Origin of the sequence: Delftia sp. S65 (assembly GCF_016516495.1) — a bacterium.
Classification (GTDB): Bacteria; Pseudomonadota; Gammaproteobacteria; order Burkholderiales; family Burkholderiaceae_C; genus Comamonas; species Comamonas acidovorans.
Genome location: NZ_JACVUR010000001.1, coordinates 277,468 through 300,581 on the forward strand (window position 1 = coordinate 277,468; position 23,114 = coordinate 300,581).

General features: G+C 62.3%; 19 protein-coding genes. 7 read left to right on the forward strand and 12 right to left on the reverse strand.

All coding sequences use genetic code 11. The features are described 5' to 3' along the window. Positions 1-5 precede the first annotated feature (5 nt). From secG to rpsO, 5 genes are all read right to left on the reverse strand, one after another. The gene (gene secG, locus IAE24_RS01170; protein ID WP_199959908.1) at positions 6-398 is read right to left on the reverse strand and encodes a preprotein translocase subunit SecG; all 393 of its coding nucleotides are present in this window, start codon (positions 396-398) and stop codon (positions 6-8) included. A 58-nt stretch (positions 399-456) separates the two neighbouring features. Further along, positions 457-1,203, reverse strand: coding sequence for a triose-phosphate isomerase (tpiA, locus tag IAE24_RS01175; protein ID WP_013801060.1), 747 nt, complete (start codon positions 1,201-1,203; stop codon positions 457-459). Between the two features lie 2 nt (positions 1,204-1,205). Next, positions 1,206-2,207, reverse strand: a complete 1,002-nt coding sequence (locus IAE24_RS01180; protein ID WP_199959910.1) for an NAD(P)H-quinone oxidoreductase — start codon at positions 2,205-2,207, stop codon at positions 1,206-1,208. 119 nt (positions 2,208-2,326) lie between these two features. Continuing rightward, positions 2,327-4,588 carry a polyribonucleotide nucleotidyltransferase gene (pnp, locus tag IAE24_RS01185; RefSeq protein WP_043819231.1) on the reverse strand — a complete coding sequence of 754 codons (2,262 nt, stop codon included), beginning with the start codon at positions 4,586-4,588 and terminating at the stop codon, positions 2,327-2,329. 207 nt (positions 4,589-4,795) lie between these two features. Further along, positions 4,796-5,062 (reverse strand): 30S ribosomal protein S15, encoded by a 267-nt coding sequence (rpsO, locus tag IAE24_RS01190; RefSeq protein ID WP_012206984.1) that lies wholly within the window; start codon positions 5,060-5,062, stop codon positions 4,796-4,798. 799 nt (positions 5,063-5,861) lie between these two features. Here rpsO and IAE24_RS01195 point away from each other — a divergent pair. From IAE24_RS01195 to IAE24_RS01220, 6 genes are read left to right on the forward strand one after another with little or no spacing between them, the layout of a single operon-like run. Then, entirely contained in the window at positions 5,862-6,425 is a 564-nt protein-coding gene (locus tag IAE24_RS01195; RefSeq protein WP_199959912.1) for a GspH/FimT family pseudopilin, read from the forward strand. Next, on the forward strand, positions 6,416-7,036 hold the full coding sequence (gene pilV / locus IAE24_RS01200) for a type IV pilus modification protein PilV (RefSeq protein ID WP_199959914.1): 621 nt from the start codon (positions 6,416-6,418) through the stop codon (positions 7,034-7,036). Before IAE24_RS01195 ends, pilV (IAE24_RS01200) begins: the two co-directional genes overlap by 10 nt. Next, positions 7,033-7,908 (forward strand): PilW family protein, encoded by an 876-nt coding sequence (locus IAE24_RS01205; RefSeq protein WP_192366289.1) that lies wholly within the window; start codon positions 7,033-7,035, stop codon positions 7,906-7,908. Before pilV (IAE24_RS01200) ends, IAE24_RS01205 begins: the two co-directional genes overlap by 4 nt. Next, positions 7,905-8,669: a pilus assembly PilX family protein gene (locus tag IAE24_RS01210; RefSeq protein ID WP_199959915.1), complete on the forward strand. Its 765-nt coding sequence runs from the start codon at positions 7,905-7,907 to the stop codon at positions 8,667-8,669. The genes IAE24_RS01205 and IAE24_RS01210 overlap by 4 nt, the downstream gene beginning before the upstream one ends. Positions 8,670-8,684: 15 nt before the next feature. Continuing rightward, a complete protein-coding gene (locus IAE24_RS01215; protein WP_199959917.1) occupies positions 8,685-11,081 on the forward strand; it encodes a pilus assembly protein in 2,397 nt (798 codons plus the stop codon). An 8-nt stretch (positions 11,082-11,089) separates the two neighbouring features. Further along, positions 11,090-11,515, forward strand: a complete 426-nt coding sequence (locus tag IAE24_RS01220; RefSeq protein ID WP_199959919.1) for a type IV pilin protein — start codon at positions 11,090-11,092, stop codon at positions 11,513-11,515. A gap of 20 nt (positions 11,516-11,535) precedes the next feature. On the opposite strand, the gene ribD is transcribed toward IAE24_RS01220, so the two are convergent. Genes ribD through IAE24_RS01255 form a run of 7 tightly spaced genes read right to left on the reverse strand, consistent with a single transcriptional unit; the run spans position 11,536 to position 21,122 of the window. Next, the gene (ribD, locus tag IAE24_RS01225) at positions 11,536-12,672 is read right to left on the reverse strand and encodes a bifunctional diaminohydroxyphosphoribosylaminopyrimidine deaminase/5-amino-6-(5-phosphoribosylamino)uracil reductase RibD (protein ID WP_199959921.1); all 1,137 of its coding nucleotides are present in this window, start codon (positions 12,670-12,672) and stop codon (positions 11,536-11,538) included. Positions 12,673-12,709: 37 nt separating this feature from the next. Beyond that, positions 12,710-13,201, reverse strand: a complete 492-nt coding sequence (locus tag IAE24_RS01230; protein ID WP_192366285.1) for a type IV pilin protein — start codon at positions 13,199-13,201, stop codon at positions 12,710-12,712. After that, positions 13,198-18,072 carry a pilus assembly protein gene (locus tag IAE24_RS01235; protein ID WP_233626118.1) on the reverse strand — a complete coding sequence of 1,625 codons (4,875 nt, stop codon included), beginning with the start codon at positions 18,070-18,072 and terminating at the stop codon, positions 13,198-13,200. The genes IAE24_RS01230 and IAE24_RS01235 overlap by 4 nt, the downstream gene beginning before the upstream one ends. A 30-nt stretch (positions 18,073-18,102) precedes the next feature. Further along, positions 18,103-18,813 carry a pilus assembly PilX family protein gene (locus IAE24_RS01240; protein WP_199959924.1) on the reverse strand — a complete coding sequence of 237 codons (711 nt, stop codon included), beginning with the start codon at positions 18,811-18,813 and terminating at the stop codon, positions 18,103-18,105. Positions 18,814-18,824: 11 nt separating this feature from the next. Next, entirely contained in the window at positions 18,825-19,895 is a 1,071-nt protein-coding gene (locus IAE24_RS01245; protein ID WP_043819245.1) for a PilW family protein, read from the reverse strand. Positions 19,896-19,898: 3 nt separating this feature from the next. Then, positions 19,899-20,501, reverse strand: a complete 603-nt coding sequence (pilV, locus tag IAE24_RS01250) for a type IV pilus modification protein PilV (protein ID WP_225613938.1) — start codon at positions 20,499-20,501, stop codon at positions 19,899-19,901. A gap of 27 nt (positions 20,502-20,528) precedes the next feature. Then, a complete protein-coding gene (locus tag IAE24_RS01255) occupies positions 20,529-21,122 on the reverse strand; it encodes a GspH/FimT family pseudopilin (RefSeq protein ID WP_052155255.1) in 594 nt (197 codons plus the stop codon). Positions 21,123-21,311: 189 nt separating this feature from the next. Between IAE24_RS01255 and IAE24_RS01260 the strand changes: the two genes are divergently transcribed. Next, positions 21,312-23,108, forward strand: a complete 1,797-nt coding sequence (locus IAE24_RS01260; RefSeq protein WP_199959926.1) for a phospholipase D family protein — start codon at positions 21,312-21,314, stop codon at positions 23,106-23,108. Positions 23,109-23,114: the final 6 nt, after the last annotated feature.

Here is a 23,114-nt window from a genome sequence, read left to right on the forward strand (position 1 = left end):
CGAAATTATTTCGTGGGGATCTGGGCAGCGCCTTCAGCACCGGCAGCAGGCGTCTGGCCTGCAGCAGGAGCAGGCACTTCGCCAGCAGCGCCAGAGGCCGCAGGAGCCGGCGCCGTGATGGGTGCGGCACCTTCCAGCACGCTGCCCGAGCTGACGGGACGCGCATTGCTCAGATAGGCCAGCGCCAGCGTGGCCACGAAGAACACCGTGGCCAGACCTGCCGTGGAGCGCGACAGGAAGTTGGCGCTGCCCGAGGCACCGAACAGGCTGCCGGAGCTGCCGCTGCCGAACGAGGCGCCCATGTCGGCACCCTTGCCGTGTTGAATCAGGATCAGGCCGATCATGCCGAGAGCCGACAGCATCTGAACGGCGAGGATCACGCTTGCGAATGCATTCATTGGTTGTACCTGCTAGTAACGCGAGAGCTAAAAAAGCGAATGGAAAAACCGCCCCGGCTTACTGGGCCGCAGCGATGATGGTCAGGAAATCGGCCGCCTTGAGCGACGCTCCGCCCACCAGGCCACCATCAATGTCGGCCTGGGCCAGCAGCTGGGCTGCATTGGAGGCATTCATGCTGCCGCCGTACAGCAAGGCGATGCGATCGGCCTGCTGGCTGGCAGCCGCCAGCTGGGCGCGCAGCACGGCATGCACCTGCTGGGCCTGCTCCGGCGTGGCGGTCCTGCCGGTGCCAATGGCCCAGACGGGCTCATAGGCCACGACCAGCTCATTGATGCACTGGCCCACCTGGTGGATCACGGCCGCCAGCTGGCGCTTGACCACTTCTTCGGTCTGCCCCGCCTCGCGCTCCGCCAGCGTTTCACCCACACAGACGATGGGCGTGACGCCCTTGGCCAGCGCAGCCTGCGCCTTCAGCGCCACCACGGCATCGGTTTCGCCATGGTACTGGCGACGCTCCGAGTGCCCCACCAGCGTATAGCGCACGCCAAAATCCCGAAGCATTGCGGCCGACAGCTCGCCCGTATAGGCACCCGATTCATGCTGCGACACGTCCTGCGCGGCCACGCCGATGGCCGAGCCTTCAAGCTCGGCCTGGGCCTGGGCCAGATAGACGGCAGGCACGGCCACAGCCACGCCCGCATTGCCCCCCTCGGGCAGACCCTCCTTGAGGGCCTTGAGCAAAACGGCATTGGCAGCCAGGCTGCCATTCATCTTCCAGTTGCCGACGATGAGTTTCTTCTTCATGGTTACCACGTCAAAACGATTTTGCCGGTGTGCTGACTCGACTCCATCAGCGCGTGCGCCTTGTCGGCATCAGCGGCAGCAAAGGTGCTATGGATCACAGGACGAATGCCGCCTGCCTCGATGAGCGGCCAGACCTCGCGGCGCAGGGCCTGGGCGATGGCTGCCTTGAAAGCCACAGGCCGCGGACGCAGTGTGGAGCCCGTCACCAGCAGACGGCGACGCAGGACCAGGCCCGCGTCGAACTCCGCCTTGATGCCACCCTGCACCGCAATGATGACCAGGCGGCCATCCTCTGCCAGGCTTTGCACTTCGCGTGCCACATAGCCACCCGCCACCATGTCCAGGATCACGTCCACGCCCCTGCCTTCGGTGATGCGCTGCACCTCCGCGGCAAAGTCCTGGGTACGGTAGTTGATGGCATGGTCGGCCCCCAGCTTGAGGCAGTCGGCGCACTTGGGATCGGAGCCAGCGGTCACGATGACCGTTGCGCCGCGCGCCTTGGCCAGCTGGATGGCTGTCACGCCGATGCCGCTGCTACCGCCCTGCACCAGCAGGGTTTCGCCCACCTGCAAGGCACCGCGGTCGAACACATTGCTCCAGACGGTGAAGAAGGTCTCGGGCAATGCCGAAGCCTCCACCTCGCTGAGCCCTGCCGGGATAGGCAGGCACTGGGCCACGGGCGCAACGCAGTACTCCGCATAGCCACCGCCGGCCAGCAGCGCGCACACGCGGTCTCCCACGCGCAGGCCTGCCAGCCGCATGGCTTCGTCGTCGCCCGACACGATCACCCCGGCCACTTCCAGCCCGGGCAGATCGGAGGCGCCCGGCGGCGGAGCATAGTGCCCCTTGCGCTGCAACACATCAGGGCGATTGACACCACTGGCCGACACCTGGATCAGCAACTCCTGCGCACCCGCAACGGGCAGCGGACGCTCGCCCAGGCGCAATACCTCGGGAGCACCAAAGTCCGTGAGTTCCACGGCACGCATGATTTGCTTTTCCATCTTTCGACCTCGCAATCCCTGTCAAAAATGCCACAAGCGCTGAACAGGTCAGCGCTTTTTGCCAGTCACCACATGCACCTGCAAGGCCACCCCCTTTTGGGCAATGGCCTTGCCGGGCATTACTGCTGCTGTTGCTGTTGCTGCTCGCCCTCGGCAGCCGGACGGCCGCCGTCACGGGGCTCGCGGGGTTCACGCGGCTCGCGGAACTCGCGCTGCTGGCGGGGCTCACGCGGCTGGCGGAACTCACGCTCGGCAGGCGCGGGGCGCTCGCTGCGCTCCATGCCGGCAGGACGCTCGGTCAGCGCCTTCAGCGACAGCTTGACACGACCCTTTTCGTCGGTCTCCATGACCTTGACCTTGATGATCTGGCCTTCCTGCAGGTAGTCGGCGACGCGCTCCACGCGCTCGTGGGCAATCTGGCTGATGTGCAGCAGACCGTCCTTGCCGGGCAGCAGGTTCACGAGAGCACCGAAGTCCAGGATCTTGGTGACCGGGCCTTCGTAGATCTTGCCGATTTCGACTTCGGCCGTGATCTCTTCGATGCGGCGCTTGGCTTCGTCAGCCTTGGCGGCATCGCTGGAGGCGATGGTGATGGTGCCGTCTTCGCCGATGTCGATCTGCGTGCCGGTCTCTTCGGTCAGCGCACGGATGGTGGAGCCGCCCTTGCCGATCACGTCACGGATCTTCTCGGGGTTGATCTTCATCGTGTACAGCTTGGGAGCGAAGGACGAGATCTCGGCCTTGGCTTCGCCCATGGCTTCCTGCATCTTGCCCAGGATGTGCATGCGCGCTTCCTTGGCCTGGGCCAGGGCGACCTGCATGATTTCCTTGGTGATGCCCTGGATCTTGATGTCCATCTGCAGTGCGGTGATGCCGCTGGTCGTGCCAGCCACCTTGAAGTCCATGTCGCCCAGGTGATCTTCGTCACCCAGGATGTCGGTCAGCACGGCGAAGCGGTTGTCTTCCTTGATCAGGCCCATGGCGATGCCGGCCACGTGGGCCTTCATCGGAACGCCTGCATCCATCATCGACAGGCAGCCGCCGCAGACCGAAGCCATGGACGAGGAGCCGTTGGACTCGGTGATTTCCGACACCACGCGGATGGTGTAGGGGAATTCTTCCTTGCTGGGCAGGCAGGCCGCCAGGGCGCGCTTGGCCAGACGGCCGTGGCCGATTTCGCGGCGCTTGGTCGAGCCCATGCGGCCCACTTCGCCGGTGGCAAAGGGAGGCATGTTGTAGTGGAACAGGAAGCGGTCCTCGAACTCGCCAGCCAGCGCGTCGATGCGCTGTGCATCGCGCTCGGTGCCCAGCGTGGACACGACCAGGGCCTGCGTCTCGCCGCGCGTGAACAGGGCCGAGCCGTGCGTGCGGGGCAGCACGGAGTTGCGGATTTCGATGGGGCGCACGGTGCGCGTGTCACGGCCGTCGATGCGCGGCTCGCCGGCCAGGATCTGGCTGCGAACGATGCGTGCCTCGATGTCGAACAGCATGCCTTCGACCTTGACGCCGTCGAACTCCACGCCCTGGGCCGTCAGGCCGGCCTTCACGGCGGCGTAGGCTTCGCGGCAGGCTTGCGTGCGGCTTTGCTTGTTGCGGATCTGGTAGGCCGTGCGCAGGGCTTCGTCGCCCAGTGCCGCCACCTTGGCGATCAGCTCTTCATCCTTGGCGGGAGCGACCCAGTCCCAGACGGGCTTGCCGGCTTCGCGCACCAGCTCGTGGATGGCGTCGATGGCGATGCGGCCTTGCTCGTGGCCAAAGACCACGGCGCCCAGCATCACGTCTTCAGGCAGTTGCTGCGCCTCGGACTCCACCATCAGCACGGCGGCTTCGGTGCCGGCCACGACCAGATCCATCTGCGAATCCTTGCGCTGGGTCTGGCCGGGGTTGAGCACGTACTCGCCATTGATGTAACCCACGCGGGCAGCACCGATGGGGCCATTGAAGGGGATGCCCGACACGGACAGAGCAGCCGAGGTGGCGATCAGGGCGGCGATGTCGGCATCGACTTCGGGGTTCAGCGACACGGTGTGGATGACCACGTGCACGTCGTTGTAGAAACCTTCGGGGAACAGCGGGCGGATCGGGCGGTCGATCAGGCGGCTGGTCAGGGTTTCGAGTTCGCTGGGCTTGGCTTCGCGCTTGAAGAAGCTGCCGGGGATCTTGCCTGCGGCGTAGGTCTTCTCGATGTAATCGACGGTCAGCGGGAAGAAGTCCTGGCCGGACTTGGCCTGCTTGGACGCCACCACGGTGGCCAGCACCACGGTGTCATCGATGTTGACCAGCACGGCGCCGGAAGCCTGGCGGGCGATCTCTCCGGTTTCCATGGTGACCGTGTGCTGGCCCCACTGGAAGGTCTTGGTGACTTTGTTGAAGATGGACATTGTTGCTCCTTTGGAATGGGTGGCCCGATGCACTCATCGGGCCATGATGGAGAGCAATTCAGAACACGATGCCATTCCAGTGCTGGATTCACTGCTATCAAATCAGCAGCACTGGAATGACACAGCTTCGCTCTGTCTTGCATTCTCCGAAGTAAAAAACGCCTGAGCTAGACAGGCTAACTCAGGCGTTTTGATCTCCCACCGTGCTTACTTGCGCAGGCCCAGCTTGGCGATCAGTGCGGTGTAGCGATCAGCGTCCTTGGACTTGAGGTAGTCCAGCAGCTTGCGACGACGGCTCACCATGCGCAGCAGGCCGCGACGACCGTGGTGGTCCTTGGCGTGTTGCTTGAAGTGAGGGGTCAGCTCGTTGATGCGTGCGGTCAGCAGAGCCACTTGCACTTCTGGGCTGCCAGTATCGTTGGCAGAGCGTGCGTTGGACTTGACGACTTCAGCCTTCACGGAAGATGCGATCATTTTTTTCCTTTGAAATTGGCCCCTCACAGACAAAAGCAGGGAGGCAGCCTTGGTTACTTGCGCCGGGACTGGAAAGGCCCCGACGTGCGTCTTGCACCATGCAAAACCCTGGGATTATAACAAGCGCGCCCTGTCCAGCTTCCACACATGCTTTGTGGCCCCACACCGCGCCGGCCGACAGCCCGCCCAGAATGCCGCGAAACCTGCAGACATTCATAGATCACGGGAGGGCAACACCATGGCGACGCGTTTTTCATTCACTGCTGCAACCTGGCGCGCACATCGGCAGCAATGCACCCTGCTCTGCCTGGTCGCGGCCCTATGCCTGGCCCTACCGGCCCAGGCGAGCCCTCACCGCTCCGACACATCGGCTGCGCAAGGCGCCAAGCGCAAAAAAGGTGGACAGCGAGTCCGTACTCCAACCCAGCGCAGCAGTTCCGAGGAATCGCCCGAACAACGCGACAAGCGGCTGTACCGCGAATGCCAGGGCCGGCACAACGCCGGGGCATGCGCCGGATATACCCGGCCGCCACCCGGCAGACAGCAGCGCTGAGCGTTCCCCCAACAAAAACAGTCCTACCCCGGAGTCCAATAGTGCAAAGCCAACAACTCCTTGTCACCATTGGATTTTTTGACGCATCGTCATGCCGGATGACCCTACACAAACGGCACGACTCCTAATTGTTGAGGACAGAAACAGATTTGTCCGAAAGACATGCACGAAGAACCCCAATAGATTGAGCAGCGCGCAAAAACAACCAGCGCTTCGCAAGCAGATCGTGGGGGAGGGATTCAAGACATGTCATCGACCTGGCCTCAGGCCCACCCGGGCGCAAAAGGCTTCACGGCCATCGAGCTGATGGTGGTCGTCGCCATCCTCGCCGTGCTCACCACGCTGGCCACACCCAGCTTCCACCTCATCATCGAGCGATGGCGTGTTCGCCAGACCGTCGAGGGCCTGCAGTCGACGCTGCAATACGCGCGCTCCGAAGCCGTGCGGCGCGGGGGCGGCGTCTTCATCCAGAAACTACCCCAAGGCACCAACGGCTGCACTCTGGCTGCACGTCACGCGGACTGGGGCTGTGGCTGGGTGGTGTTCGTTGACCGCAATGGCAACAAGCGCTGGGATCCCCGGGAAGAACTACAGCGCTTCGACACTCCCGCACGCACCCTTGTTATCCGCTCCAGATCCGCCGCCATCATCAGTGTGGACCGGTGGGGGCAAATGGGTGGATTCACTGCCATGGGCTTCGCCGTCGCCCCGTCTTCCGCCGGCCTCGTCTCTGCTGCAGCGAAAGGCGTCTGCGTTTCGTCCGGCGGACGTATCCGGGTGGTCGGCCGGGAGGGCATTCCATGCGCCTGACAAGCACCCACGCTCGGCACGCCAAAGGCTTCACCCTGATCGAAACCCTGGTTGCCACCGTCGTCACGGCCCTGGGTGTTCTGGGAATCCTGAGCCTGCAGATGCGCACCCTGGCCGACACCCAAAGCGGCGTGCGCCGCGCTCAGGCCATCCGGCTGATCGAAGACTTCAGCGAGCGCACCCACGCCAACCCCAATTCCCTCGGACAGATGGGCAACTACGAATCCGATTGGGATCACCCCCCTGAATCCACCGCCGACTGCAGCGCCACACCATGCGACCCGGAAACGCTGGCCAGCTACAACCTCGCGCTGTGGAAGGCTTCCGTGCACCAACTGCTGCCAGGCGGAGCCGCCAAGGTCTTCCCTGCAGCAGACGACACCAGCAACGGACGCCACCTGGGCATCGTGATCAGCTGGCGTGAAAACGAGAAATCCAGCAAAGCCGGCTACAAAAAACCCATCGGACTCCATAGCGATGGCACACACGGCGACGAAGCCATGGCCTGCCCCACCGGCAGAACCTGCCACCTGCAATACATAGCGCTCAGCGCTCGTTGCGCGCCATATCTTGCCAACAACGCAGTCCAGTTCTTCTGCGCAAGCCCATGAAGCACACCCACATCGCCGCCGCAACGCTGGTGCAGCCTGGTCAACGGGGCCTGAGCCTGGTCGAACTGCTGGTGGGCCTTCTCCTGGGACTGTTGATCATCGCGGTGGCCCTGGGCGCACTCATGGCATCACGCGCCGTCTCCGGTACCGTCAGCGATGCCAGCCAGCTGCAGCAGCAGGCATCCCACATCTTCCGCGTCATGGGCCGGCAGATCCGGCAGGCGGGGTCTCTTCGGCTGCTTCTCTCGTCTGCAAAACAGGGAACAGACACCGTTGACGTGGCGGACCCCGTTGCATTCGAGGCGAGCGCACAAGATTTCAACCCTGCGCACGACACCATCCTGGGCCTTGATGCGCCAGGCCGCGCTCAATACAAGCTCACCGTGGGCTACAGCAACTACACGCAACCGCTGCACGGCTCGGCCATAGAAACTTCACTGCAGCGCAATTGCCTGGGCCAGGCCAACAGCCACAACCTGATCCTGAGCCGCTTTGCGCTGGACGCCCGCAAAAACACCCTGCGCTGCACCGGAGCACCCTCTGCGGGAGCCCAGCCACTGGCCCAGAACGTTGCCAACTTCCAGGTGCGCTATCTGATCCAGTCGCCGAAAGGTGATGCACGCCTGCAGTACGTCAACGCAGCCGCCGTGGGCCAGGACTGGTCACGCGTCGTTGCCGCGGAGGTCTGTCTGGTGCTTTTCGGGATCGAAGTCATCAACATGCCCGCCGACAGCCGCTACACCGATTGCGCAAGCAGTGACGGCACAGCCGAATCCATCGACATGACCACGCTGCCGGCGCCCAGGACCCGGCGCCTGCACATGGTCTTTCGCAGCGTGTATCAGTTGCGCAGCCAGGGGATGACTGGATGACCGCCAAAGCAGCAGGCATGCGGCATGCCCACACCTGTGCCGCGCAGCGCCAGAAAGGCGTCGCACTGTTCATCGTGATCACCCTGGTCATGCTTTCCATGCTGCTGGCACTTTGGGCATCGCGCAGCGCCCTGTTCAACGAAATGTTCGTGGGCAACGATGCCGACTACCAACGCGCCCTCGAAGCTGCACAGGCATTGCTGCAGGATGCCGAACTGGACATTCGAGGCGAACAGGCCAACGGCGCCGCCTGCATCGCCAACAGCAGCCGTCCATCCGTCTGCCGCAACGCTGCAACCATCACCCAGTTTCCCCAGGAAACCCAGCAGGTAGGTCTGCTGCTGGCCAACCTGAACCGAGCCACCCCCACAAGCTGCCGAGACGCCCTGTGCACCAAGCGCACAGGGCCTCAGGACTTCTGGAACAACGTGGACGAGACCAAAGGGATCACGCTGAGCCAGATGACCGCCACCGATGTAGCCGCGCGCTACGGCCAGTTCACGGGCGCCATTTCTGGAGGCAAGAGCAATCCCATCCTGGCAACCCGTGAGACAGGAAAGGGGGGTTGGTACTGGATAGAGATCCTGCCCTATGACGCCAACGCAGGGAACTCAGGCCTCATCGCCAACGACTCTCCACGTCTGGCCCTATACATGCAGCCGCAGGTGATCTATCGCATCACAGCCATCGCTCACGGCCGCAAGAACGGCACCCAGGTGGTGCTGCAACAGACCTATGCGCGCCAGAAGCGCCGCGACTGATTCAGAACGTCTGACATGCCTTATCTCCTCCACCCTGGGCTCCGCCCCCTCCTGCTGCCAGCCGTAATCGCCGCACTCCTGGCCGCGCAAAACAGCCAGGCCCAACGCTTCTCTGAGGCAGGCACGCCAGTTTCCCTGGCACAGAGAGAAGACAACGAATTTGCCACGCCCATTGAAGACTGCCTGACAGGCCAGCCAGCCAATGCCAAGGGCCGCAGCAGCTCCGCCACCTCCAACGGCAGCGTGATTGCACAGGCAGGCGTGGACATATTCACGGCCCGCTACAGTGCCAAAGCTGCCTGGAGCGGCTGGATCAACGCAGAAACGGTCCAAGCCGACGGGAGCATCACCGCAGCAGCCGGCTGGCAAGGCAAAAGCACGGCTGACCACCTGGATGCACTCAGTGATCAACAGGTACTCAATGAACGCCTGATCCTGACCTGGAGTGACAGACTGCAAAGGGGCGTGTCTTTCCAATGGCATGAGCTGGACCGCCCACAGAAGGCCTCTTTCAGCGTCGATGCCGAAGGCAGGGCAGACAAACTGGGCAAGCACAGGTTCAACTTCATACGTGGCGACCGCCGCATGGAAGCTGCGGGACAACCGCCGCGCCCTGACCCGGCCCACCCTTTTCGCCAACGCGGCTCGCGCCAGGGCGATATCGTCAACTCCCAGATCTGGCACACCGGCCACCCCGTGGACAACTCGCCTTTGCCGGGCTACGCGGCCTATGCGCTCGCCCAGCAGAAGCGCCAGCCCATGATTTACGTGGGCGGCAACGACGGCATGCTGCACGGCTTTTCTGCCACTGACGGCAGCGAGAAGATCGCCTACATCCCCCGTGGCGTGATTTCGGGGCTGCCACGCCTTTCCGATCTCGATTACGACGCCCGGCATCGCTACTTCGTGGATGGCTCTGCCATGAGCGGCGACATCAACTCAGGCAGCCATGCATCCCCGCAGTGGCGCACCGTGCTGGCAGGCATGCCGGGCGCCGGTGCCAAAGGCTACTTTGTGCTGGACATCACGCACCCAGAGGCTTTCAACGAACACGGCGCCGGCACGCTGGTCCTGCTGGACCGCACCCAGACCCGCAACAGCGATCCCGGTGACTGCGCCATCTCCGCCGACCTCTGGCAGCGCACCACTTGCCAGGAAGACAGGGACCTGGGCCATATCCTTGCAGCGCCCGTACGGGACGATGCCAACCCGCAACGCAGCACCCAGATCACGCAGTTGAACAACAACCGCTGGGCTCTGGTGACAGGCAACGGCTACCACAGCATCAACCAGCGACCCGTGCTGCTGATCCAGTACCTCGATGGCAACCAGGAGCTGCTGCGCATCGTGGCCACAGGCGACATCCCCACCGGCACCACACCGGATACCACCAACAATGGGCTCTCTGCCCCACGCCTCGTGGACATCAATGGCGATGGCCGGCCCGATGTGGTCTATGCGGGCGACCTCCAGGGCAATCTGTGGAAATTCATCATCGCCAGCGATGCCTCTTCCGCTTGGGGCATGGCCTTCGACGGCCGGCCGCTGTACACCGCCATGGGTGGCAGTTCGCCAACTGCCTCTCGCGCGCTGCGCCAGCCCATTACCGCCCCTGCGTCCGTACGCGCCAATGACCGGTACAGCGTCACCACAGAACCCTCGGGAAGCGATGAACGCGTGACTGTGGGCGGCATGCTGGTGGCATTCGGCACAGGACGCAACATCACCCAGCAGGACACTGGCAACACGGCGGTGCAGAGCATCTATTCCATCCTCGACAACACCCGCTACAAGCTGCTCGCGGACGGCCGGGTACAGCCTTGCACGGGTGACTCGGACTCTGAGTGCAAGCTGCCTGCAGGGCAGCGTCCAGCCCCTGTATCCGGCATCGATGAGCTGGCCAAACGCTCGGTGAACCCTCAGACGCAAGGGATCGTAGGCCGTGGCACCTGGCGAGTGGACTCCACCACCGACCTCGACTGGACGCGGCACAAAGGCTGGTACATGGACCTTCCCCTGTCAGGCGAGCGCCTGCTCAAGCCGATGAGTTTCTACGACGGCAGCAACCTCCTCGCGATCTATAGCCAGATACCCGCCAGATCCTCCAGGCGTCCTGGTGAAGCCATAAGCCGCCCCGCTGACGCCTGCAATGTGAGCGAGGAAAGCCAATTTCTGACGCTCATGAACATCATGGATGGCAAGCGGCCCAGTGTTCCATTGATGGACAGCAACGGCGACGGCGTCTACGACACGGCGGATCAGGAAGCCTCGCGCACAACCGTCTCCGGGGGATCCCAGACGTTGCTCAAAAAAGGCCATCACGCCATTGGCTACGACACCGATGGCCGCCGCAACGTCCTCGCCCGCATGCCCGAGCAATCCCTGCGCCCCAGTTGGCGCCAAATGAAATGAGCCGCACAATGCGCCGCCCTCCTCCCCCGGGCTTCACACTCATAGAACTCATGATCGTCGTGGCCGTCATAGTCATCCTCGGCACCGTCGCCGTGCCCAGCTACAACGAATACATTCGCGGAGTCCACCGCGCCGATGCCCGCGCCGGCCTGCTGCAGGCCCAGCAATGGCTGGAGCGCGCAGCCACGGCCAACGGGGTCTACCCCACCACGCTCCCCGTCGATCTGACCTGGACCCGCGACTCCAGCAAGCGCTACACCATCGACTTTTTGGCAACCAGCGGCCACGACGACGACACTTACACCCTGATCGCCACGCGCCGTGGCTCCCAGCTCAATGACCGATGCGGCGATTTCACGCTGACCCATACGGGCGAGCGCGATGCACGGAACCTGGGTGCGAATACCAAAGCGATAGAGTGCTGGGGGCGGTAGCTGCGACCGCGTGCGATGCCTCAGGTGGAGCCGTCCATACCAAGCCGATCCGCTCCTACCTTCCGAAGAATCACCCGCAAGTCGTCGCCCACGCTTGCGACCGACTGGAATGACATGGCTTGCGCATCGGCGAGCCTGCTCAAAGAGGGCGTATCGGCCCAACCAGCCCCGCCCCACAGAAGCTTGGGGGCCAGATAGGCCAACCACTCATCCACCAGCCCTGCCTCGACAAGCGCTGCGTTGAGTCGATGACCCGCCTCGACGTGCAGTTCATTCACTTCCAGCCTCGCCAGATCGTGGATCATGGCCCGAACATCCACACGCCCCTGCCCATCAGGCATAGACAGCAACTGCGCTCCACGCTCCACCAGCGCAAGCGCACGGTCTGACGTCAGATCACTGACTGCTGTGTAGATGACCACCTTGCGTTGCGCCGCAAACAGGGCTGCATCCGGAGGTGTCTGAAGCTGGCTATCCGCCACGATGAGGGTAGGCTGCCGAAACGTTTCGACCTCCCTGACATCCAGGCGAGGATTATCGGCAAGCACCGTGCCTATGCCCGTGAGAATCGCACAGGAGCGAGCGCGCCAGGCATGGCCATCATGTCGGGCTTCGGCAGAGGTGATCCACTGACTCTGCCCATTGCTCAATGCAGTGATGCCATCCAGAGAAGCTGCCACTTTGGCGCGCACCCAAGGCCTACCCCGAAGCATGCGGCTGAAGAATCCCAGATTCAGTTCCCACGCCTGATCTGCGCCATCACCAATCTCAACCTCGACACCTGCGGCGCGCAGCCTCTCAAAGCCCTGTCCGCCCACGCGGGGATTGGGATCCGCCAGCGATGCCACCACCTTGCCGATGCCCGCCTCGACCAGTGCATCGCAGCAAGGCCCCGTGCGGCCATGGTGGGCGCAGGGCTCCAGCGTCACATAGGCAGTGGCGCCTCGCACGGAGTGCCCCCGAGACTGGGCATCACGCAAGGCCATGATTTCGGCATGCGGACCTCCCGCGCGCTGAGTGGAGCCTTGACCCAGCAGCTGCCCCTGGGAGTCGACGATGACGCAGCCTACCCGGGGATTGGGTGAGGTTATGAACAGGGCTTGCGTGGCAAGCCCGATGGCTTGTGCCATCCATTGCGAGGACAATTTGGAGACCATTTCAGGTAGTCAGCGGCAGCCCCCGCCCATCCGCCGACTATCGCCAGCAGTAGTCCATGGCCGCCTGCTTGTTGGCGAAATACTTGTCACTGTACTCCTTCAAGTCCTTGCGGCCGTATTGGTCCAGGTAGAAATCGCCGCAGCGATCCGAGGCCATGCCTGCAGAGGCTTTTCGCACGGCTTTGATGGAGTAGGCATCCCGCACATCCTCAGTCACCACAACCGAAATGTCATAGACCGCCGTGCCCTGCCCCTTGGGGGGAGATACCGAGAAATATGCAGGAAACAGCGCAGAATTGGTCACGGCAGTTCCAGCGCTGTTCTTGTCATAGCGGAAATTTTCCGAATAGAACCGTTCCATCCATTGCTGCGCGGACGCGAGAACGGTCCTGGCTTCAGACCGTCGGCTTTTGGCCACGTATTCCTTGTAGGACGGGTAGGCCACCGAGGCCAGTATGGCGACGATGGCCACCGTGATCATCAATTCGATCAAGGTGAAGCCAGCCATCAATCGAGGAGCTTTTTTCATTGGTTGGTCCTCAAGCCCGGCACATCGCGCCACTGCATGCGGGGTGACGAGCTGAAGCACATGATGGCGTCCGCGTTGCGGCCCACCACGCGCTTGGCGCCCATGCCCGGGCCGCAGGTGGGAGAGGCCTTCTCGCAAGTACTGCCCGTGCACGTGCATCCGGGCTCGCCCGCCTTGCAGGTTTTGGTGAAAGGCTTCTTCGAGCGGTCATTGACCACACGGACGCGCTGGTCACCGCCAATGTCCTTGCCCGCGATGATGACCGTCTTGGAACTCACCACCATCGTGCCTTGCACATTGCGCTCGGCACGTCCAGAAATGGGGTCGATGGTGTAGAGGGTCGTATTGGGTGTGTCCGAGCATTGGTTGGAATCCGATTTCGGCCTGACTCCCACCAGGGAAAGCACGCCCGCATCCAGCGACGGATCAGCGATCACGGCCTCTGCCGAGCCAGGCAGAGCGATGAACCAGCCATCATGCTGTGACCAATCCAGCGCCGTTCCATCGGAAGACACATAGACATTGCCTGCACTGTCCCGCGTGTAGGTACGGGACACCAGCGTGTTGCCCGACCAGGCCGGCAACGCCCTTGTCGTGGGCATGCCGGGGCGGTCCCAGATGCCATAGATGCGCTGGGTGGTGCCTGTGGCAGGGAAATCTCCGGTTTCAAACGCATTGCCCGTGCCAAAGGTGACAAGCATGCCGCCACGCCCCATGAACAAGGTCTGCGGTGCCGTGGTGATGGGTAGCTGCGTCGTTACGGCCGAGGAGCCCGTGCCCGTGGTGTACTGGGCGCGGAACAGGGGCAGGTTGGCGGACGACGTGGATTTGTAGGCCACCCCCCAATTGTCTGCAGTCGTGCTGGACACATCGAACTTCCACAGGTTGCCCTTGAGGTCCCCCGCATAGATCACGTCGGCCGTACCGTCGCCGTTGTAGTCCTCCCAGCGCGGCATGGCCATGCCATTGCCGGAGCCTGCATCGGCAACGATCTTCGTGTAGCGCCCGCTCCAGCTTCCCCCCGAAGGGCCATCCATGTAGAGAATATAGAGCACCGCCTTGCCACCGGGAGACCTGTTGCCGTTGCCCAGCAAAAGCGCGTACTTGCCGTTGTTCATCTTGGCCACGGGAGTGGCCTGGTTGCTGGTGGTGTGTATGCCCACATCCCCGGTGATGTAGCCCAGATCCGCATCGTCGTCCGATGTGAACTGCCATTTGAAGATGCTGGCCGCGTTCGACTCCGAGAAGCTCGAAGGATCGGTCGCATCGAGTGCAAACAGGGCGCGGCCACCACGGCCCAGCGACGCGAAGACATAGGACTTCCATACCGACTTGGAGCCCGATGTCACCAATACGTCAGCCGTAAAAGGATTGCCGTCCACATAGGGCCAGATCGTGCCCTGCGGCAAGGTCTCGGTGGAATCCAGTGTGAAATTGGCGTTGTTGAGTTTGGTGCGACTGGAAGTGTCGCGCTGCAGCGGCAGCTCGGGCAGGCGATTGGCCAGCACCCCCGGCACATAGGCCAGCAGTTCATTGCCATTTTCCGCATCGAAGGCGTGCAGCATGCCGTCATTGGCAGCCACCCACAGCAGCTTCTTGCGGCTGCGGTTGTCACCATAGAACTTGGTGTAGTCGGAATTGCCCTGAATCAGCGCCTGGGGGCGATCCTGTATCCAGGGTGTACCGTTCACGATGGAGCCCAACAGACTATTGCCACGCTGGCGCAGAGCGGAGGCGCCCTCCAGAGATTGGTCGCCGCGCACATAGTTCAAGGCCAGCTTGGCGTTGTCCACGCTGAGCTTGTTGGCTGAAGCCGTGGTCATCTGCTCCTTGTATGCATCGGTCAGGGAGTCCCACCGCAAGGCGATGCCCGCATTGCTGCCATTGCCGCTGTTGGTGATGATGGCGCGTGTGCCACCCGCCGCGGCGGTCTTGAGCAGCAGCCCGGCTTCCCACGAGTAATTGGCCCCGACATTGCCGTCCGCATCGATCTTGTAGGCCTCCAGCGCGCCCGAATAGGTCGCATTGTCGAACTTGGCCACGTACTTGTAGCTGCCTGACACGAACTGAGAGGACGAAATGGCGGGAGCCGCATTCGAGTCCTTCGCCACGGCATCCAGCACCCGACGCAACTGGGCCTCGAGAATTTCAGGACGGCGTGCGAGGAAGTAGCCGTCCGGAACACCATCCGAGCCCGAGTTTCCATCGCTGCTCAGGCTGTCCCAGCTAGCCTGGTTGGGCGGCATGGTCAGTGTGCTGTAGGTGCCGTTGGACAGCTTCTCGCTGGACCGGAAGTAGCCGTATTTCGCGGCATACCACAGCGGGTCCCTGATCAGGGCATCCGTCTCGCCGACCATGTTGAAGGTCATGGGCACCAGATAGTCCTCGTTCTTGACCGTGCAATAGTCGGAGAATTTGCTGCTGGAGCCATCAGAAAAGCTGACCGTGCCATTGCCGGTGACATTGCAGACTGTGCCGTCGTAGGTCTTCCCGCTTACCAGCCGTTTGTTGCGATAGCTGTCATCACCGCACAGGTATTGGGATGTCTCGGGCATGCCGCTGAGCTTGCCGCTGCTGTAGTGCTGATGGGTCAGGTACCGCCCGTTGGCTGACTTGCCGCCAGTTTGCACGCCAATGACGCTAAAGCCATGCGTTCCCGGGCTGCCTCCGCAGACCGCCGGGATGTCGGTGGTGATGGTGATATCCCAGCCGGAAGGCGATTTGGCATTCTCGATCAAGTCGTAACGCAGGAAGCCGGTGATGTCCATGTCATAGTCACCGCCCATCAAAATGTCATTCCAGGTGACGATGAATGATCCATAGCGCTCGCCGGAACTGATGGAGGCAAAGGTCAGCGGCGCGCTGACATTTCCATTGTTCTGCACGCTCTCGGGTGTGATGTAGACATATTTCTTGGGGTTGCTGCCAGGGATCAGCACATCAATGCGTGGAGACCCCCCGGTCAGCGAGGCCGCCATGGTCCGGACCTTGAGGGCGTTCTCCACCGTACCCAGGTCCGAAGGCGGGTTGGAGACATTGCGGATCTTGGCGGTATTGCCATAGAGCGCGGCGCCTGCCACCTGGTAGGTTCCGCCCATGGCCGGCGCTTCAGGGCAGATGCCATTGACGTCCGAAAGCGTGCCCACCGTTTTCGCGGAACAGGCATTCTTGTCGTCAGCCGCCGTCAATCCCTTGCCGCTTACCGAGCCCACGGAGCGTGATGTTCCTGTCAGCCCTTCGGCATCCCCGATCTTGTTGACGTAGGAATCCAAGTTTCCGCTGGTATTGGACAAGGTAGCGAAGGGCGTTGCAGCCTGGCCGTCAAAGCTCAGCGAATTGGCCGAGAACGCCAGGATATTGAGCGGCCTGCAAATGGCATTGCCGTACTTTGCACGGGCGTCCGTCGTGGCCAGCGGGTCGGCCCAGGTCGCCACGGGCATGCCCGCCGTCGTGTCGTTCTTGCTGGATGAGGGATTGTTGGGCGTTGGACTGCTGCCGTTGTAGGCGTAGTACTGCAGGGCCTGCACCACCATCTCGCCTATGGGGTTGCCCCATGCCGGCAAATCTCCATCGGGAGAATTGCTAGGTGTCTTGCCGTTGCCATACGAGGTGCCATTGCGCCCGAACAGAATGATCGAGTCGAAGGTCTTGATGGCGCCCTTGCCTGTGTCTCGGAGATCGTCCAGTTTCTTGGCACATCCCGAGGAGTCGCTGTGACAAAACACCCCGTTGCTGCGGTTGATTTCATCGTCCAGGTCGCGGATATTCTTGCGCAATGCGCCCGCCGTATGGTTGTTGTCGTAGCTGCCTGTGATCAGGCCGAATTCCACGCGCGCCGCGGCGTTGCTGGTGCTCGGATAGCCGAATTCCTGCAGCAGGCCATAGGGCTTGTAGTTGGACGTGGAGTCCGACGGATAGGCCTGGCAGCGTTCATCTCCCAGCAGGCTGGGAACGCAGGCCTTCACCTTGACGACCAGGTCAGGGCCTATGCCCGAATAGGTGGCTCCATCCGCTGTCCTGGATGGAATTTTCTCTTCATGCGGGACCCCGCCGTTGCCTTTGTTCACATCGGAATAGAAGCGCGCCAGCTTGGGGCCGAAGGTGCCAAGGTTGTAGTTGTCCGGATCATCTCTCCAGCGACAGAGCTTGACTTCCACGGTGGACCAGAACCGCACATTGCCCCTGACCATCCGGATGTTGGGCACCGACGCGGCAGGGTCCTCGCTGCTGCCGGTGACGCACATGCTCAGGCCCGCATAGTAGGTAACACCATCTTTGGTCCTGTTCAGATCGTTCCGGTTGAAAGGCGTGAACTCCCGGATATCGGTGCCACGGTAGTACTTGACGAAGGAGTGCGCATCCTGCACCAGCCTGGAGCCCATCAGCACCGTGGATTCGTTCTTGTCCTCGCTGCGAAAGCCTCCATAGAGCATCTTGCGCACGGTATCCAGGCGCGTCATCGTTGCCCAGTTGAGGAAATTGCCGCTCCAGTAAGACTGCGTGGCAGGACAGCTGAACTTGTTGGATTTGACGGTCCCGGTGGTGATCTCTGTTTTCGTCGCCAGCACCTTGGGGACGAAGATGCCGCTTTCATAGGCATAGCACTTCGTGGCATCGAAATAGCCGTAGTACTTGAAGTCGGGCTTGAACGTGGTGTCGATCACGCCGTCGCCATCGAGGTCCTCGAAGTCCGTGTAGACCGGCCCGAACAGGGTGTGGTCCTTCGAGGCCGTCAACATGATCATCGGCTTGTTGGCCGATGTGACGATGTTTGGCGGAACGCCCTGGCGTGGCCTGGAGACCTCCAGCGGCGTCGCGCCCACGGCAGCGCAGGCGAGCGCGGCGACCAGACCGCCCACAAAGACCAGCAATGATTTTCTTGTATTCATTTTTCCCTCACCTCAAGGAAAGTAGATGGTCTGAAGCACCACCTGCGTGCGTTGCGAGTAGCCAAAGCCACGGGCCGTCACCCTGTACATATACGACCACTGGTTCGCGTTCTCTCCCCGCGATGTGACCAGGGTTTCGTCGAGATTCATCCGCACATGTTTTCTGCGGAAGATCTCGATCAGGTATTCGGGCTGCACGGCCACGCCCGTGATGGCTGCAACGCCTGTATATGTTCCAAGCGGCACGCCTCCCGTAAAGTTGCAGTTGGTTGCCTTGACCGGTGTTCGACTGGGCTTGGAGTCAAAATCGTCATTCCACAGCCCCCCTTTTCCGGTAGGCCACCAGGGCTCGGCAACTGTGGCGTTGTCCTTGGCAGCGGCAGCCCAGTCCGTGGTCGTATAGCTGGTATCAGCCATGTAGCAAAGCCCGCCCTTGCAGGTGGAAGAAAAGTCGTTGGGATTGAGTTCCTGAACTCCACGAGAGCAGGAGGCATTGGTGCGCAATGCGGTCTCGACATTCAGGATGTCCCGCTCCGCATCCCTCAGTGCCGATTCGGCCGCTTGGCGCGCCGCCTCCTGATCCTGTTGATTGCGTGCCAACCCCTCGGACAGGGTGGATTGCTTGACCATCCACAGCGTGATACCCGTGATGGCAACCAACAGCAGCATCACGACAACCAGCGCCACGCCACGTTGATGATTGATTTTTTGTTGCGACGACATGATCACGCGATCTAGTAACTTTGCTTCAGGCCATTGCGAGCGCCGAAAACCTGGACAAGCCGGGTATAGGTCTCTCCTGTCGGCTGGCTCTTTTCCACTTCCTGGCAATCCACATACTTCCGCTCACTGCCGGATTTGTCGGCGATACGGGTTCTGCCATTGAGGGTCTTGGTCAGAATGCAGACCCGAATGGAGACAACGCGCTGCCAGCCAGTCATGGTGACACCGTCGATGACGGTACTTGACAGTCCATTGACCTCCTTGGCCGTATAGAAGCGATCCGGGGAAAGCGTCTGATTCGTCGAATAGATGCCATAGGTGAATTGCATGTCCTCGATGCCCGCCAGCAGTGGCTGGTAGGCCGTGCTGTCCGCCGTGCCATGCGGGCTTTTGCCATTGCCGCTGCAAACCAGGCTCTTGGTGCTCACCTCACTTCGCCCCACATACACCGTGCCTGCACTGAGTGCATAGCGGTTGGAGCCGAACAGCGGCAGGCGGGGTGGCTTGCCATCTGCGATGGTCACACCCTTGGCATCCTTGTTGCGCTCGCTGTTGCTGGGATCGGAAGCCACGTCCCGCCCCGTGCAGTCGAAACGCGAACCCGTTGCGCCCCCCATCGAATCGCTGGTGAAGTAATTGATCACCAGGGTGTCGGGGTCATTGGCGGTCTCCGTCCCGCAGAGGCTGGTGGCAACGTCAAGCTTTGCACCATCGCAGCCATAGATCCCGGTCTGAAAGGCCGTGGGAGGCCAGCCGCTGGCGGGATCCGCCCAATCGGTAGACACCCGCGAAGTAGCAGGGATGGGCGGATAGGTGTCATACATACCAGTCTGGCTTACATCCACCGGGATGGGCAACGCTGGCGCCGGATAAAAGCCGGCATTCATGATGGCGCGCCCCATCATCTGCATGGCAAATGCCCCCGTCTCGCTGCTGACAGTACTGCGGTCCTGGGCGCGCTGGGAATCCACTGATGCCGTGTACACAAAAACGGCGGCAAGTATGATGACCATGCTGATGGCCAGTGCCACCATCAGCTCCACAAGAGTCATGCCACGCTGTGGCTGGATGTGCGTTTTCATAGCTCAGGGCACGAAAGAAAAACGGGAGCAGCGCACCCCTTCGACCGCCTTGGCCTCTGCCGGACAACAGGTCTGCCGAGCCATGCCGCTCTGGTCAGCATTGCAGGTGGGTGCCTTCTGCAACGTGGCATCCGAGCTGCCGTCGGTGAACTCCTTGTCGAACCACATGAGGGTCACGGTAATTCCATCGCGCTTGTTGCCTGAAAGCATGGCACCGCCCTGCGGCATGCTGTCGCGGACCTTCTGGCGCCAGGTCAGCAGATCGAAAGTGGCCCGCTCGCTGGAAGTGCAGGCCGCCGTGTTGCAGTTCTTGCTCACGGAGAAACTGTCCTTTTGCTGCGCGGTCCAGTCAGAGGCGATCGTATACAGAGAGGCAACTTCGCTGCCGCTCTGCATGAAGCTCGGGCCCGCAGCATCGGCGTTGATGCGAATGCGTTCCGACAGGTCGAATACAAGGCCGGTCCCTGCGGCGCGCGACATGGTGGTGATCCGGTATTTCGTCGTGGCCGCCTGCAGCCCAGCCAGGCCCAGCAGGCCGATGGACATAATGATCAGCGCGACCATCATCTCAATCAGCGTTACGCCTTTATGAGTGCGGCGTGTCATGGCATGAGCGAATTTCATCCTTGGCCCTCAGCAGGACTTGTCGCCTGGGATGCTCCTGGAACGTCCCTGGGCATCAATGCAGATATTGGAGCCATACCTCTGGGTGTAGGAGCTGTCCTTGTCCTTGTAGAAAAGGCCAAACTGGGAAGAGCTGGGCAAGGACGGCGAACCGGAGGAATTGAACATGATGGACCTGACCGGAGTGGTGCCCGCAGCAGACAGGAGCACGTCGCTGCCGTTGGCCACCCGGGCGAAGATCAGATCGCCATCCACCGCAGGCTTGGTGGCCGTGGCATCGCAACTGGTGTTCAAAAAGGCAATCCAGCCGACCTGCCAGTCACTGCCCGTCGTCGTACATACAGGTGCCGCATCAGCCGCCTTGCTGCTCATGCACATGGTGACGCAGGTATTGCGGCTTACGGATTCACTCCTGGCACGCAGGATTGAGCCCGAGAACTCGCCGCCCACGCCGTTCATCTTGCTTTTGACGATGTAGTCGCCAATCGAAGGCGCAGCCAGCATCGCCAGCACTACGGCAATGGCCAGCGTCACCATGAGTTCAATCAAGGTGAAGCCTCGGACCCGCGTTGCGCGCGGAAACAAAAACTTGCAAAAGGACATATTTGATTATTGCTTTGTGATCGCGCAAGGATGGAACCGTTCGGCGGTCACACGACGCCGCCTGTCATTGCGCCAGACTGGTCCGGCAGGCACGCCGCGTTTTCGGCCACATCCGCCGCAGATGTGTCATGCAAGAATTCAACAGCTCCGCATTCGCACAGATCAGCCCACCTACCAGTTTCAATCACCATGAGCGACTTGCCCTTACCCCTGAACCGGTTGCGTCAGTCGCTGATGGGCATGGTCTTGCTGGCGCTTCTTGCGTCTACCGGCTGCGCGGGCTTGCCCAGTCAGGTGGAAAGACCCGTGACCCGGGCGCTAACCAACTCCTCTGTCACCCCCCTGGGCCAGTTGATCCAGCAGCAGCGCTCCGAGGCGGGAAGCAAGCAGACCTCCGCCTTCACCCTCCTGTCCGGTGCCCAGGCGGCCTATGGCGCCCGGCTGGCACTGGTCGAGGGAGCGCAGCAGACGCTGGACCTGCAGTACTACGCCATCCATGCCGACGAGAGCACGCAGCGCCTGCTGCGCGGCGTGGTCGAGGCGGCCCGGCGTGGCGTGCGCGTGCGCGTGCTGCTGGACGATTTCCACAGCACGGGCGCGAATGCGCAGGTCATGCGCCTGGCCTTTGTGCCGGGTATCGAGATGCGCATGTTCAACCCCCTGGCAGGCGCGCGCAGCTCGGCGCTGGGCCGGGCCTATACCTTGCTGACCGATTTCCAGCGGGCACAGCAGCGTATGCACAACAAGCTGTTCATCGCCGACAACGCCATGGGCGTGATTGGGGGACGCAATCTGGGCGATGCGTATTTCGATGCGGACAGCGCCAGCAATTTCGTGGACCTCGACGTGCTGGCGGCGGGGCCGGTGGTCAACGACCTGTCACGCAGCTTCGACAGCTATTGGAACAACCAGCGCGCCTATCCCGTCCAGTCGCTGATCAGCCTCAAGGAACTCAAGCAGTTGCGCGAGCGCTTTGCGGGCGATGATGACCAGGCGCAGGAGGAGGACCCCACGCCTGCCGTTCCCCCAAAGGAGACAAAGGCAGATGACCAGGCGGCCGAGCAACGCCGGATCATCTGGGACCAGCAGCCCATGGATCTGCGAAAGGCTCGCTGGACGTGGGCATCGGCCGCCGTGCTGGTGGATGAGCCCGCCAAGATTCCGCTGGACAGGGATGAAGGCCCAGGCTCCATCACAGGCGCTGGCACGGATGCGTCTGCACAGGCCAGCCCCGCTCCGCACAGCCCGCAGGCCAGGCCTGCCGGCACGCTGCCCATGGGCCAGCCAGCCCCTGCCTTGCGCCAGGCGGCGCGTCCGGTGCTGGAGGCCGATTCGGTGGTCGATGGTCTGCTGGCCCTGGTGCGCAAGACCCGGCGCGATCTGCTGGTGGTCTCGCCCTACTTCGTGCCGGGCCCGGACATGATGGAGGCGTTTCGTGGCGCGCGGCAACGCGGAGTGCGCGTGCGGATTCTGACCAATTCGCTGGCCTCCAACGATGCACCTTTGGCCCATGCCGGCTATGCGCGCCACCGCAAGGCGCTGCTGGAGATGGGCGTTGAACTCTACGAAATGCGCAGCACGGCGGCCAGTGTCCGCTCTGCATTCGGCTCGGGCAGCACGGGTGGCGGCGGTCCTTCGGGCTCCACAGGCGCCTCGCGTGCGATGCTGCACTCCAAGCTGCTGGTGGTGGATGGGCATTTGGTGGCAGTCGGCTCGATGAACCTGGATCTGCGCTCCCAGTTGCAGAACACCGAGATTGCACTGCTCATCGCCAGCCGTGAGTTCGGTCGCCTGGCCACGCAAAGCATTGACGAGGGCCTGCAGGATGGCAGCTGGCGCGTCGAGCTCGACAAGGATGGCGAGCTGGTGTGGCGGGCCTCGGAAGACAGTGAGCGCGGTGACGAGCACAGCGAGCCCGATGCCAGCTGGGGCCTGCGCCTGATGCTCAAGCTCATTGGCCCGCTGGCGCCCGACCATCTGCTGTGACCGGCC

Excerpts from the sequence above, each read along its gene's own strand:
- IAE24_RS01230 (WP_192366285.1), bottom strand. The coding sequence starts at position 13,201 with ATGAAAAAAGCTCCTCGATTGATGGCTGGCTTCACCTTGATCGAATTG.
- IAE24_RS01220 (WP_199959919.1), top strand. The coding sequence starts at position 11,090 with ATGCGCCGCCCTCCTCCCCCGGGCTTCACACTCATAGAACTCATGATC.
- IAE24_RS01210 (WP_199959915.1), top strand. The coding sequence starts at position 7,905 with ATGACCGCCAAAGCAGCAGGCATGCGGCATGCCCACACCTGTGCCGCG.
- pnp (WP_043819231.1), bottom strand. The coding sequence starts at position 4,588 with ATGTCCATCTTCAACAAAGTCACCAAGACCTTCCAGTGGGGCCAGCAC.
- IAE24_RS01205 (WP_192366289.1), top strand. The coding sequence starts at position 7,033 with ATGAAGCACACCCACATCGCCGCCGCAACGCTGGTGCAGCCTGGTCAA.
- IAE24_RS01215 (WP_199959917.1), top strand. The coding sequence starts at position 8,685 with ATGCCTTATCTCCTCCACCCTGGGCTCCGCCCCCTCCTGCTGCCAGCC.
- pilV (WP_199959914.1), top strand. The coding sequence starts at position 6,416 with ATGCGCCTGACAAGCACCCACGCTCGGCACGCCAAAGGCTTCACCCTG.
- IAE24_RS01195 (WP_199959912.1), top strand. The coding sequence starts at position 5,862 with ATGTCATCGACCTGGCCTCAGGCCCACCCGGGCGCAAAAGGCTTCACG.
- IAE24_RS01260 (WP_199959926.1), top strand. The coding sequence starts at position 21,312 with ATGAGCGACTTGCCCTTACCCCTGAACCGGTTGCGTCAGTCGCTGATG.
- tpiA (WP_013801060.1), bottom strand. The coding sequence starts at position 1,203 with ATGAAGAAGAAACTCATCGTCGGCAACTGGAAGATGAATGGCAGCCTG.
- IAE24_RS01255 (WP_052155255.1), bottom strand. The coding sequence starts at position 21,122 with ATGTCCTTTTGCAAGTTTTTGTTTCCGCGCGCAACGCGGGTCCGAGGC.
- IAE24_RS01240 (WP_199959924.1), bottom strand. The coding sequence starts at position 18,813 with ATGTCGTCGCAACAAAAAATCAATCATCAACGTGGCGTGGCGCTGGTT.
- secG (WP_199959908.1), bottom strand. The coding sequence starts at position 398 with ATGAATGCATTCGCAAGCGTGATCCTCGCCGTTCAGATGCTGTCGGCT.
- ribD (WP_199959921.1), bottom strand. The coding sequence starts at position 12,672 with ATGGTCTCCAAATTGTCCTCGCAATGGATGGCACAAGCCATCGGGCTT.
- pilV (WP_225613938.1), bottom strand. The coding sequence starts at position 20,501 with ATGACACGCCGCACTCATAAAGGCGTAACGCTGATTGAGATGATGGTC.
- IAE24_RS01245 (WP_043819245.1), bottom strand. The coding sequence starts at position 19,895 with ATGAAAACGCACATCCAGCCACAGCGTGGCATGACTCTTGTGGAGCTG.
- IAE24_RS01180 (WP_199959910.1), bottom strand. The coding sequence starts at position 2,207 with ATGGAAAAGCAAATCATGCGTGCCGTGGAACTCACGGACTTTGGTGCT.
- rpsO (WP_012206984.1), bottom strand. The coding sequence starts at position 5,062 with ATGATCGCATCTTCCGTGAAGGCTGAAGTCGTCAAGTCCAACGCACGC.